10 protein-coding genes are annotated in these 12,585 nt (G+C 44.5%); 1 reads left to right on the top strand and 9 read right to left on the bottom strand.

Annotated features, from left to right (window positions below; all coding sequences use genetic code 11):
• The 7 genes from HMPREF9124_RS02245 to HMPREF9124_RS02215 all read right to left on the bottom strand — a co-directional run bounded on the left by HMPREF9124_RS02245 (position 1) and on the right by HMPREF9124_RS02215 (position 9,882).
• Positions 1-1,824: an ABC transporter permease gene (locus HMPREF9124_RS02245; protein WP_009428419.1), complete on the bottom strand. Its 1,824-nt coding sequence runs from the start codon at positions 1,822-1,824 to the stop codon at positions 1-3.
• 32 nt (positions 1,825-1,856) lie between these two features.
• Positions 1,857-3,266: a hypothetical protein gene (locus HMPREF9124_RS02240; protein ID WP_009427916.1), complete on the bottom strand. Its 1,410-nt coding sequence runs from the start codon at positions 3,264-3,266 to the stop codon at positions 1,857-1,859.
• A 251-nt stretch (positions 3,267-3,517) separates the two neighbouring features.
• Positions 3,518-4,732, bottom strand: a complete 1,215-nt coding sequence (locus tag HMPREF9124_RS02235) for an iron-containing alcohol dehydrogenase (RefSeq protein ID WP_009428281.1) — start codon at positions 4,730-4,732, stop codon at positions 3,518-3,520.
• A 379-nt stretch (positions 4,733-5,111) separates the two neighbouring features.
• On the bottom strand, positions 5,112-6,173 hold the full coding sequence (locus tag HMPREF9124_RS02230; RefSeq protein ID WP_009428200.1) for an NAD(P)-dependent alcohol dehydrogenase: 1,062 nt from the start codon (positions 6,171-6,173) through the stop codon (positions 5,112-5,114).
• 222 nt (positions 6,174-6,395) lie between these two features.
• Complete coding sequence (locus HMPREF9124_RS02225; RefSeq protein WP_009428568.1) at positions 6,396-7,247, bottom strand: YitT family protein; 852 nt, start codon at positions 7,245-7,247, stop codon at positions 6,396-6,398.
• A gap of 27 nt (positions 7,248-7,274) precedes the next feature.
• A complete protein-coding gene (locus HMPREF9124_RS02220) occupies positions 7,275-8,492 on the bottom strand; it encodes an MFS transporter (RefSeq protein WP_009428366.1) in 1,218 nt (405 codons plus the stop codon).
• Between the two features lie 10 nt (positions 8,493-8,502).
• Complete coding sequence (locus tag HMPREF9124_RS02215; RefSeq protein ID WP_009429915.1) at positions 8,503-9,882, bottom strand: MATE family efflux transporter; 1,380 nt, start codon at positions 9,880-9,882, stop codon at positions 8,503-8,505.
• 154 nt (positions 9,883-10,036) lie between these two features.
• Here HMPREF9124_RS02215 and HMPREF9124_RS02210 point away from each other — a divergent pair, with 154 nt between their 5' ends.
• Positions 10,037-11,332 (top strand): MATE family efflux transporter, encoded by a 1,296-nt coding sequence (locus tag HMPREF9124_RS02210; protein ID WP_009427722.1) that lies wholly within the window; start codon positions 10,037-10,039, stop codon positions 11,330-11,332.
• Here the strand turns inward: HMPREF9124_RS02210 and HMPREF9124_RS02205 are convergent.
• On the bottom strand, positions 11,329-12,204 hold the full coding sequence (locus tag HMPREF9124_RS02205) for an aldose 1-epimerase family protein (protein WP_009429719.1): 876 nt from the start codon (positions 12,202-12,204) through the stop codon (positions 11,329-11,331). The genes HMPREF9124_RS02210 and HMPREF9124_RS02205 overlap by 4 nt on opposite strands.
• Before the next feature lie 64 nt (positions 12,205-12,268).
• Entirely contained in the window at positions 12,269-12,496 is a 228-nt protein-coding gene (locus HMPREF9124_RS02200) for a FeoB-associated Cys-rich membrane protein (protein WP_009428619.1), read from the bottom strand.
• Positions 12,497-12,585: the final 89 nt, after the last annotated feature.

Here is a 12,585-nt window from a genome sequence, read left to right as displayed (position 1 = left end):
CTAACCTCCTATACCCTTATCCAAGCTTGCTCCGGTCACCTTGTTCACAATCGAATTACAAATCAAAATCGTAACAATCAGAATCAGATTGATTCCGCTGGAGAATGCATAAAGTCCCATTTCATCAAAATAATCCAAGGTCGTCGATAAAATGAATCCCTGTACGCAAAGCAGCATAAAGAGAGACAATTCTCTTAGGCAGGTCATAAAGGGAAGCAAATATCCGCTGATAATCGAAGACTTTTGAATGGGGATGATGATTCTTGTCATTCTCTGTATCCAGGGAATGTTCAAGATGATTGCCGATTCTTCAATCTCTCCCGAAAGCTGTAACATAGAATTCAGTGCCGCCTTGGAAGCAAAAGGAATGTATTTAATCGTTCCTACAATAATTAATAACCAATAAGTATTAAAGAGGTTAATGTATTTGTTGGAAAAAAGGATAAAATACGCTACTCCCACTGCAATAGAGGGCATAAGGTAGGGAAGAAAGGCAACGGCGTTCACATAGTTCGCCCATTTGGAGCGTCTGTTTTTGGAAACGGCATAACCAATCAGCGTTCCGATGGTTCCTGCGAGGATGGCGCAGGCAAAGGATACTAAAAGCGTTCCAAAGAAGGCCGTCCTGATGGTGTTGTTGTACAGGATTCCCATCTGCCCGTACATGCCGTTTTCCGTAATATTCTCCGCCGTAATCCACCATTTTGTCGTGAGGTTGGAGAGGTCTCCCGTATAGAGGAAGGAATAGTCTCCGGGGTTCGGCAGGAAGGTTTCCACCGCAAAGCTTAGAATGGGGAAAATGGAAGTAAAGAAGGTCAGTATTACTAAGATTAAGGCAATAATATAGCGCCCCAGCTTTCCGAGCTGAATCTTGGAAATCTGTCCGGATTTTCCCGTCACGGTAGTGTAGTTCTTTCTACTTGTAAGGGAAATCTGATTCATCAGCATGATAGCCACACCAAAGAGCATCATGATGATGGCAAGCACGGAAGCTTCTCCTGTGTACTTGGAATTCATGGATACATACTTCGTGGAAAGGGTGGTCAGTCCCAAATAGTGCGGAACCGGATAGGATCCCATTGCGGAGCCGAAAACCAAAAGAATGGTAGAGAGAATTGCCGGCTTTACCATGGGAAGCGTAATCCTGGTCATGATTTTCCACTTGGGTGTATCGAGAATTGTTGCCGCCTCTTCCAGGTTGGCATCCATATTTCTGAAAATACCGCCAATCAGAATATAGGCGAAAGGCGCATAGTGCATCCCGAGAACAAGAAGACTCGGAAAAAGTCCTTTACACCACCATAGCGGCATGGTGATACCTGTAAGCGCTGCCAGGAGACCGTTCTGTGTTCCCGTTACCGCATTACTGTTGAACATATGCTGCCATACAACGGCCAAAGTCCATTGCGGCATGATATAGGGAAAAATAAAGATGGAACTTAAATATTTTTTCCAGGCAAGATTTGTTCTGGTAACCAGAAAAGCCATAATTCCTCCGAAGAGGATGGATACCACGCAAGTACCGACCGCAAGCAGCATCGTATTTAAGAGTGGTATCCAAAGATTCGTCTTTGCTAACTTACTGGTAAACAAATCAATGTAATTGATTAAAGTAAAGCCTTCCGATTGCCCCGTTAAATGCGCATCAATGGTACCCGGATGAATTACGAAAGTATCCCGAATAATGGCAACAATCGGTGCCACAGTCGTAAAAGTCAGCACAATGCCCATCAAAAGCAAGATTACATTATGAGGCTTGGAGAAATAAGTTCGAATCTTATTTCTTCGTACCGTTGAAGTCTTTAATGTCATGTTATTTGCCATGATTACTCCTTAAAAGTTAGCAAAGTTAAGCTTTACTGCGCACTGTTCTTATCTAATACTTCAATCCAGGAACCGATTCCAAAAGCTGCATCTGCGCAATAATCGGGATCCTCTAAAACAAGCTTTCCGTCTGTTATCCACCACTCATAGCCGCGGTCATTCTTGGCGTCAAATTCTACTGTCGTACCGTCTGCAGCCATTCCGCCTTTTTCATGATGGAACTTTTCCTCATTTTCCTTCGCAACGACCGGATTAGAGGAATATCCTCCCATATCCTTACCCCATGCGGAGAAGCCGTCTTCGGTAGTGGTTAAGTAAGCAATGAATGCACAAGCGGTCCAAGGAAGCGGACTATTATCCGTAACAAAGAGATAATGGCAATATCCGAAACCGCCGACACCCTTATAGCCGTCCTGATAAGCAGCCACCTTAATGTTGTTTACGGACACGGTCGGAGATTCTTCAATGGAACGAAGCTTGGAATAAACCAAGAGTCCGAACTGATCCTTAGCGGATGCATCGGTCAAAGTTGTGCAAATCGGACCGTCATCCGTCTGTTCATTGTAGCTCGCCATCCAAAGTTTAATCCAAGCTAAGGAATACTGCGCATCCTCACCAAGTCCAAACTCTTCTGCCGTAGCTTTACACTCTTTTACGGTCGGCTCGAAATAAGCCTTCTTATCTTCCGGAAGGGCATCAAAGGCTTCCTTCATCCAAGCGGCATACTTGTCCTCGGTTAACATATAGAGGAAGTTCTTTCCTACAATTTCGGAATCCACACCCATGAAAAGGCCATGCTCGCCTTCTGCAACAAAATCCCACACATTGTTGTAGGTCTTGTTTCCGGTTGAGTTATACATAAATACCTTATTCAGAGTCTGTAAAGGAAGGAAGCCCTTATACTGATCCGGAGTCGTTCCGTTTGCCTCAGCCCACTCTTTCGGAATGAAGGTGTCCAGAATTCCGGTATCCGTCATCTTGGTCTTAATCTGGTTTCCGTCCTGAATCAATGTCATCGCAAAAGTTCCGACGTCCTTCTTATTGTCTGCATTCAGCTGGTCAAAGATTTTATTATTCTTCGGCTGCTGCCACTCGAACTCCATGTTGTAAGAGGGATCAATCGTCTTTAAATAATCAATGAAGAGAGGAAGCGCTGTTTTTCCGCGGCTGGAATTTCCTACACCGTAGAACATCTTTCCGTTGGACTCTTCAATGGCTTTTTTCGCAAGCTCCTCCATGGTCATTCCCTGAGCTTCCTGAATGATTTTCTGCGTTTCCGTGAGATTTTCCGCCTTCTTACTGTCCTCCGCTGCTTCCTTTTCGGAACCGGCCGCCGTAGTCTGATCTACTGCAGTAGTCGTTTTGTTTGCACTTGCCCCTCCGCAAGCTACAAGCCCTATGGTCATTGCCATAGCAAGAAGTACCGACAAAGTTTTTTTCATATTTTTCCTCCTTATTCAATGTGTATACTTTCGCGCCAAATCGCACAAAAATACTGTTGAAAATGATTGTATATTTTTCCGAAAACAAAAAAAGGAGACAAAACTGCGAAATCTTTGAGATTTCTGTGCTTTGTCTTCCTCTCTTTGTGAAAACTTCAAAAAATCAAAATACCTATAGACTGTACAGCTTCGTTACGGGGAAAGCTCCCGCTAACTTCGCCTCAAAGGAGATCCTAAACGAAAAACACCGCTTAGAAATCCACTTCCGTGTCATAGTAGCAGCACTTTAAGAGCTTCTCCATCTCCTCTACGCTCGGCTGACGGGGGTTGGAGCCTGTGCAGGCATCGGCAATGGCATTTACCGCAATGTCGTGCAGTCTCTCTAAGAAAACCTTCTCCGGAACGAATCCCTGCTCTGTCGGATAGGAATCTGCGCCATAGTTCTTAATGCAATGCGGAATGTTCAGCTTGTCGTTTAAGCCTCTGACGTAAGTAATCAATGCCTTTACCTTTTCGTCATCACTGTTTCCGGAAAGACCGATTACATCGGCAATCTTGGCATAACGCTTCTTCGCCGTCTCATCCTTCGCATTGAAGGCGATAACCTTCGGAAGATACATGGCATTTGCCGCACCGTGAATAATGTGAGCGCCAAAGTCTCCGAATACGGCACCGGTCTTATGCGCCATGGAATGCACGATTCCGAGAAGTGCATTGGAAAATGCCATTCCGGCAAGGCACTGTGCATTGTGCATTTCATTTCTGGCGTTCTTATCTTCATTATAGGAATCTACCAGGTCATCCCGAATCATCTCAATGGCATGCAGTGCCAAAGGATCCGTGTAGTCGCAATTTGCGGTAGAAACATAAGCTTCAACCGCATGAGTTAATGCATCCATTCCGGTATGCGCAACGAGCTTCTTCGGCATGGTCTGTGCTAAAGCCGGATCAACAATGGCAACATCCGGAGTAATCTCAAAGTCTGCAATCGGATACTTAATTCCCTTCTCATAGTCCGTGATAATGGAAAATGCGGTTACCTCGGTAGCTGTTCCGGAAGTAGAAGAAATCGCACAGAACTTAGCTTTGTTTCTCAGTGTCGGGATACCGAATACTTTACACATATCCTCAAAGGTGCAATCCGGATACTCATACTTAATCCACATTGCCTTAGCCGCATCAATAGGAGAACCTCCGCCGATGGCAACAATCCAATCCGGTCCAAAATCCTGCATCTCCTTTGCACCCTTCATTACGGTATCTACGGAAGGATCGGACTCAATCCCTTCAAAAAGCTTTACTTCCATACCGGCTTCCTGTAAGTATTGTACTACTCTGTCCAAAAAGCCGAAACGCTTCATCGATCCGCCGCCCACGCAGACAAAGGCTTTCTTTCCTTTGAAAGTCTTCAGCGCCTCCAACGCATTCTCTCCGTGGTAAATGTCTCTTGGTAAAGTAAATCTCATCTTAAGCCTCCTTAAATAGACCTTCCAACTTTTATACGTCCCTCATCATACTCTCCAAATTTTTAAATGTCAATATTTTAACAATATTATTTTTTAATGATATTCCTTCCCTTTAGTCTATGTTGTATATTTCTGAAGCGATAACAGGATAATTAGGAAAGAAAGTTATTTTCTGCATCAGAAGGAATGGTAAGCCATAAAAGGAAAAATTGCGTACACCATTTGTTGTAAAGAAAAGAGGCTGTAAAATCCAAACTGAACTTTTTATTGCTGCGCAGGTTTGTTACGGGCTCAAATTACCCCGGAACGAACCTGCACAGCATAAAGGAGTTTGGTTGTTTTACAGCTTCTTTTATGTATCTCTTATTTTATATATCTCTTATTTCTTAATGGATACTACCGGCTTAATGAGATCGGCAGGCTTATCTCTCATCATGAAGAGCGCCTTCTCCAGGTTCTCCCAGCCATCGAAAACATGGGATACGAGCGGATGTACATCGAGCTTTCCGGAAGCAACTAAAGCTCCGAGCTTCTCCATACGAAGTCTTCCGCCCGGCATAAGACCGCCGTTAATAGCCTTGTGTCCCATACCTACACCCCACTGGATACGGGGAATACCGATGCTCTCTCCTTTTCCGAGATAGTTTACATTTCCGATTTTTGCGCCCGGCTTCATGCACTTTACTGCAGAAGCAAAGGTATCTACTTCTCCACCGGCGATTACAACTCTGTCTACGCCCTTCCCGTCTGTCAAAGCCAGAACCTGATCCTCAATGGTTCCGTTCTTATAACTTACAAAATCGGTTGCACCGTACTTCTTCGCTACTTCGATACAAGCGGGTCTGGTTCCTACACAGATGATTCTGCTGGCTCCGCGAAGACTTGCTCCCGCTACGGACATCAGTCCTACAGGACCGATACCGATTACGAGTACCGTGTCACCGAACTGAATATCGGCAAGTTCAACTCCATGGAAACCTGTCGGTACCATGTCGGAAAGCATACAAGCATCTACCGGATCAATTCCCTTCGGAAGAAGTGCCAAGTTTCCGTCAGCATCATTTACATGGAAATATTCTCCGAAAACACCATCCTTAAAGTTAGAGAACTTCCAGCCTGCAAGCATACCGCCGGAGTGCATGGAAAATCCGGCCTGCGCCTCTAAGGAATTCCAATCCGGAGTAATAGCCGGAACGAGGACACGGTCTCCTACCTTGAAATCCTTAACCATATCTCCAACTTCCACGATTTCCGCACAGCACTCATGCCCTAAAATCATGTTGTGCCTTTCTCCGATTGCCCCCTCCCAAAGGGTATGCACATCAGAAGTACAAATCGCTACTGCGAGCGGTGTACAAATGGCATCCATAGGACCGCATGCGGGACGATCCTTCTCAATCCATCCTGATTCTCCAATTTTCAGCATTGCATAAGCTTTCATTTCTTTCTTCTCCTCTCAAATTTATGGTTTCTTCCGGCCGATTCTTCTGGATTTTCCTTTTCCTACTGCAGATCGTCGGATTCCCATGGAATGAAACTGATTTATTTCATGGTTTGTTAATACATTAACAATAATATAGCACAAATTTGGAGATTGTCACTTTTTTATCAAATAAAATTTATTTCTTTCTTTCGGAAATTCTTTTATGTCCCCCGGATAAAGCTACCACTTCTTCGGAGTGTAATGAATTTCCGCCACATTATATACGGTAATGAATGCCTTCGGATCTTCCGCCTCCAGAAAACGCATCAGCTTCTGATACTCCTGCCGGTCCACAACCGCAACAATTTCTTTTTTCCGCTCATGACTGTATGCCCCGACAATGTCATAGATACTCATCCCGCTATGCAGTCGATTTAAAATAAAATCCGTAACCTCCTCCGACTTATCGGTAATAACACAGACTCTCTTTTTGATGCTTTGCCCAAAAATGAAATGATCCAGAATGATTCCGTTAAAATAAGTCCCTAAAACAGAGAGAATGACCGACTTTTTATCGAAGGCAAAAATAGACAGGGAAGCAATAAAGAGACCGGAAAAGCCGAGCGCCTTTCCAAGATCCATATGAAGATACTTCTGCATCAACTTTGCCACAATATCCAAACCGCCTGAACAGGTATTCCTGTTAAATAAAATAGCAAGCCCGATGCTCACAAAAAAGATATACGCAATTACATCCAAAAGGACATCCCCCGTCAAGGATTGATTGTTCGGAAAGATTTTCTCAAAAAGAAGCATAATCGCCGGCAATACTATCGTTGCGTAAGCCGTTTTGTAAGCAAAGCTGTGGCTCAGAAAAAAATAGGCAATAATCAGCAGGATAACGTTCATGATCATCGTCAGCGTTGCTACGGAAAGCGGCAGAAAATGATTCAGAATAATCGCCAGACCGGAAATCGAAGAAACAGCCACATGACTCGGAACCTGAAAAAAGAAAATTGCCGCAGCAACAATCACTATTCCCAAATTCACCATAAAAGAATCTTTTATCTTAGCCAGTAAATCCTTGTTCAATTTCCAATTCCCCCTCTTTCCCTCTTCTTATCTTTCTATTTTACCTCTTTTTCCTCTCGTCTTATAGAGTAAATTTCTGTACATAAAGAGCATACCGAAAAACAGGACCGTAGAAAAGAAGGGAAAAAGTCCCGTCCCGAAAATCTTTGCCAAAACCCCAAAAAAAGGAGGAAAACTCATACTGCCGATATAAGCAGCCGCCATCTGCTTCCCAATCAAGGCAGAAGTATTTTCCGCGCCGAAGTTCCGAGGCGTCGAATGGATGATTGCCGGATAAATCGGAGCACAGCCCAGTCCCGAAAGAAGCAAAGCGCAAATAACCAGAATCTGTCTGAGTTCCATTCCAAAAAGTTTTACCTCTTGACTCGGAACCATCGAGCAAAAAAGAAGTACCAGTCCCAAAAAGAGAATCCCGCATCCCCCCAGTATCAAAGCTTCATCCTGCCATTGGGCAGCAAGAATGCCGGCAAGAAAACGTCCGAAAGTAATCCCGAAGTAAAACAACGCCACAAAAGATGCCGCAAGCTTGGCCTCTATTTTTAAGGAATACACCATAAAGGAACCTGACCAAAGTCCGAGTGTTTGCTCTATCGCGCAGTAAAGAAAGAAACTCACCAGGCACTCTTTTGCCCCGGTAATAGAGAGAATTTGTCGAAAAGACATGGGTGTTTTCTTTTCTTCAGTCTTCTCTTTCTTTTCTTCTTTTCCCCACAACCCGAGGCTTAAAAAAAGGACGATTGTGAGAGTTGCCTGAATCATGCTGAGCACCAGATAGCCACTCCTCCAGGACTCCCCTCTTTGTAAAACAAAACCCAAAATATAGGGCCCCAGAGCAGCTCCTATCCCCCACATGCAATGCAGCCAGTTCATACTTCTTCCGGAATAATGCACTGCTACATAGTGATTTAATGCCGCATCCACCGATCCTGCCCCCAGTCCGTAGGGAATCGCAAAGAAAAGCATGACGGAAAGAGAGGGACTGATGGAGAAACCGAAAATCGCGACAGCCGTAAGCAATACGGAAAAAGCGGTAATTTTTCCTGTTCCAAAGCGAAGTCGCAAGCTCTCGCTTTTCAAACTGGACAGAATGGTACAGCAGGAAATCAGCATATAAATACTGCCGGAAAAAGAAATCGGAACCCCGAATTCTTCATGAATAATCGGCCAGGCCGCTCCCAGTACAGCATCCGGAAGTCCCAGGCTGATAAAGGACAGATAGATTATAAATAATAATAAAGAAAACATTCCTTTCTCCTTATTGTGGATTTGGCTTTGCATCCGTTTTTAACCGAAGCTCCTTTAGGATTCCGTCGGTAATCAAAAAGGCAATTACCGCCGCAAAAACATCGCTCACCGGCTGGGACGATTGCACGCCGAGCAGGCCGAAAAGCGGAGGCAGAACAAGCAGAATCGGAATTAGACATATTCCCTGTCTGAGCAACGCCACAATACTGGCGCGAAGAGGATACCCTGTGGTCTGACTGAACATATTTGCCATCGTAAGCTGCGCCGCAAGAGGAATGGTAAGACATTGCAGCCTCAGCGCCAGAAAGCCTATACGAATCACCTCCGCATCCTCTTTTCTAAATGCAGTAATAAGCGGTTTTGCGAAAATAAAAACCACTACTCCCATCACGATCAAGATGGAAAAACAAACTTTCAGACTGAAATAATAGGCCTTCTCCACTCTTTTATAATTCTTTGCACCGTAACAATATCCGCAAACCGGCTGAAAGCCCTGTCCGAAACCGATAACCAGAGAATTGATAAACATGGTGATCCGCATGACGATTGCCATCGCCGCGATTGCCGCATCTCCGTAAGGATGTGCCGAAAAATTCAAAATAATCGTGGACACACCGGCTATTCCCTGTCTTGCCAGGCTGGGCAAGCCGAATTTCAAGATCAAGATATAGCGCTTAAGGCTCGGTTTAAAGTTTTTTAAAGAAACGCTGATACAGGCCGGCATCTTATTACATTGATAAAGTAAGATGCTGAAGGACACTATCTGGCTGATTGTAGTGGCTACCGCTGCACCCATGATTCCCATATGAAAACCGTAAATAAAAAGCGGATCCAGGAACATGTTCAGAATCCCTCCCGTGCTGATTCCCAACATGGAATAAAAAGAATTCCCCTGAAAACGGAGCATGTTGTTCATCCCGAGGGACGCCATAATGAACGGCGTTCCGAGAAGGATGTAGCGGGCGTAACGGATTGCGTAGGGTGCAATGGTCTCGGTAGACCCCAGAGCGTAAACCAGAGGCGTACAATACACAATGCCGAAAAGCGCAATAATCGTGCCCAAAATGATTTCCGTAAAAAAGCCGATGGCCACGAAGCGTGCCGCTTCTTCCTGCTTCTTAGCGCCTAGCAGACGGGAAATTTCATTTCCGCAGCCCATCCCAATCATAAAAGCAACCGCCTGAATAATCGCAGCCATGGAAAACACAATCCCGACCGCACCGGACGCGGAAGTCCCCAGCCGAGATACAAAAAAAGTGTCCGCCATATTGTAAACAGCCACCACAACCATAGAGACCATGGACGGAAGGGCAAGGCGAGGAATTAACGTATTCACCGGTTCTTCCATCATTTGCCTGTATTTTTCTTCCTCCGTCAAGGCTTTTCTCATACTTCTCTCCTTTAAAAATTTACATACTCCCGCTCTCATGATAGGATAGGCGGACGGGGTATCATGCGTTTTCCGCAGGATACTAGATCGGAATAACAAAGTGCGCTCCATTATACTACCGGAGTACTCTTTTTGCAAAAGCGGGAGTTCGTGTATGAAAAACTTTATTCATTATGTAAGTCACAGTATTGCCGGCATGATCGGCATCTCCGTTTATATCCTGGCAGACACCTATTTTATTGCCAGCTATTCCGGAAGTGACGGACTGGCAGTCTTGAATCTGGTTCTGCCTTTATACGGCATGATGAATGCCCTCGGCTCGATGCTCGGTATCGGAAGTGCCACCAGATACAGTATCAGAAAAGCCAGAGGAAAAGATGTCAGCAGTTTCTTCCTCCAGGCCGTTTTTTGGAATGCCGTTTTCAGTATTCCTTTTTTGCTTGCCGGTCTTTTCTTTTCGAGAGAAATTCTCGCCCTTTTAGGAGCTGACCGGGAGCTGCAGGAACTCGGCATTCCCTACCTCCGAACCATTCTGCCTTTTGCCTTCTTTTATATGGTAAATTATACCACCAGCGCCTATGTGCGAAACGACAACAATCCTTCCATTGCTATGATGGGGTCTGTCTTCTCCAGCCTTTTTAATATTGTCTTCGACTATATTTTCATGTTTCCCATGGGAATGGGCCTCGCGGGTGCGGCTCTCGCCACCGGAATTTCCCCTATTGTCGGCTCCGCCTTCTGCCTCATTCATTACTGCGGAAAGAAAAACACGGTCCCCTTCGGCTGGCAGACACCGCGCTTTAAGCACCTCTGTGCTTGCTGTCAGCTTGGACTCTCCAATTTCGTCGGAGAAATTGCAAGTGCAGTCACCATCGCCACCTTTAATATGCTGATTTTAAATCTGTCCGGAAATACCGGAATTGCAGCTTACGGTGTTATCTCCAACGTTTCCTCTGTCTGCAATGCCATCTATAACGGTCTGGCGCAGGGTGTACAACCTTTGATGAGCCACAGCTACGGAAAAAAGGATAAGCATCTCCTTCAAAAGTATTTACAGTACGGTATTGTTACCGCACTGCTTATTTCCGTCATCATCCTTTTCTTTGTGAACTACAAGAGCGATTTCTTCATCGCACTTTTTAACAGTGAAAATAATCCGGATTTATACGTTTATGCCAAAGAAGGGATTCGACTTTACTTTTGGGCTTTCCTCTTTGTGGGAATCAATACACTTTTGGTCTCCTATTTCTCCGCTACGAATAACCCCAAACCCGCCTTTCTGTCTTCCCTGATTCGAGGAACCTTTGCCATTGTATTCTTTGCCCTTCTTCTTTCTTATTTCTGGAAAATGGTCGGGGTTTGGCTCGCCTTTCCATGCTCGGAGGCTTTTTCCTTACTGTTAATCCTTTATTACTACAAAAAAGAGCAAAAAGAAAATCAGCTTGCTTAGTCCAAGCTGATTTTACAGTGATAGCTTCGCTCTTCATCCGGCAATAGAGACTGAAAGTCTTCTTTTGCACAAATATCTTCTTCTACCCCATCCCTACCGGGAAGAGAAGTCCATGGTTCAATGCAAAGGAAAGGAGCTTCCTTTCCATAAGGCTGCCAGATAGCAATATAGGAATAATCCGGATATTCCATCCACAGCCCTTCCTTTTCTCCTCTTTTATGGAGAAAAGCTTTTCCTCCCGTCTTCGGGAAAACCGGCGCATCATTACGGAACAAATCATAGGAAAGAGAAAGGCTTTTCTCCTTTAAAAAAGCTTCTCCTCTTTCTTTTTTTGTCAGGCTCTCTTCCGAAAAAAGAATTTGCTCCAACTTTTCTCCCGGACAATCGGGAAAATCGAGTTCGAAGTCCGAAATTTTATCATTCTCCGAATAAAGTTGAAAGCCCGGATGCAAACCCAAAGCAAAATACATTGTCTCCATTCCCAGATTTTCAATTTTCGTCTCTATGAGAAGGCTTGTCCCTTTTACTTTATAGTACTGCCTTAGCCGAAAGGCAAAAGGATACGCCTGTCTGGTTACCGCCGTATCTCTCAACTCCAGAAGGCAGGAATCCTCATTGTGTTCCACCACTCGAAAGACATTCTCTCTGGCAAAGCCGTGCAAATCCATTGGATATTTTTGTCCGTTATAAGAATAGGCCTTTCCTTTTAGACGTCCGATGAACGGAAACAGAATCGGCGCCTGCTCCGCCCAAAGTCTTCTGTCTCCCTGCCAAAGCAATTCCCGCTCCTTTTCTTTGTCATAGATAGAGCAGAGCTCCGCTCCCTTTTCTTTGATTTTTACGCTTAAGTTCGGGGATTCAATACACAGCATAAAATACTCCTTTATGAATGCTTTACGGTCTCCTTAGTATTGTACCCAAATTTTGTAGAAACTACTATGCTTTCTTTCTATTCCTGCTATGTCTGTCCAGAATAGCCTGCTCCTCCTTTGTAAGATGAAAATTCTGATGATCCAATTCCTCATGTCCGACGTGATTACACTTTCCGGACTTTGCATAGCTACAAAAAGCACAGGAGCCGCTTTCTTTGTGCTCCTTCCGTAATGCACGAAGAACCAGCAGAATCAAGCCTGCCACAAAAACAATTACTATAATATTTCCCATAGTCTAACCTGCTTTCCGTAAAAACTTAGTCTTGTATAACTTTTATTATTATAAGGGATGATTGAGCCAATGAAACAACTGTAAATCAT

Source organism: Oribacterium sp. oral taxon 108 str. F0425 (genome assembly GCF_000214455.1).
Lineage (GTDB): Bacteria > Bacillota > Clostridia > Lachnospirales > Lachnospiraceae > Oribacterium > Oribacterium asaccharolyticum.
Note: the sequence above shows the minus strand (reverse complement) of the source record. Positions and strands in the feature narration are given on the sequence as shown.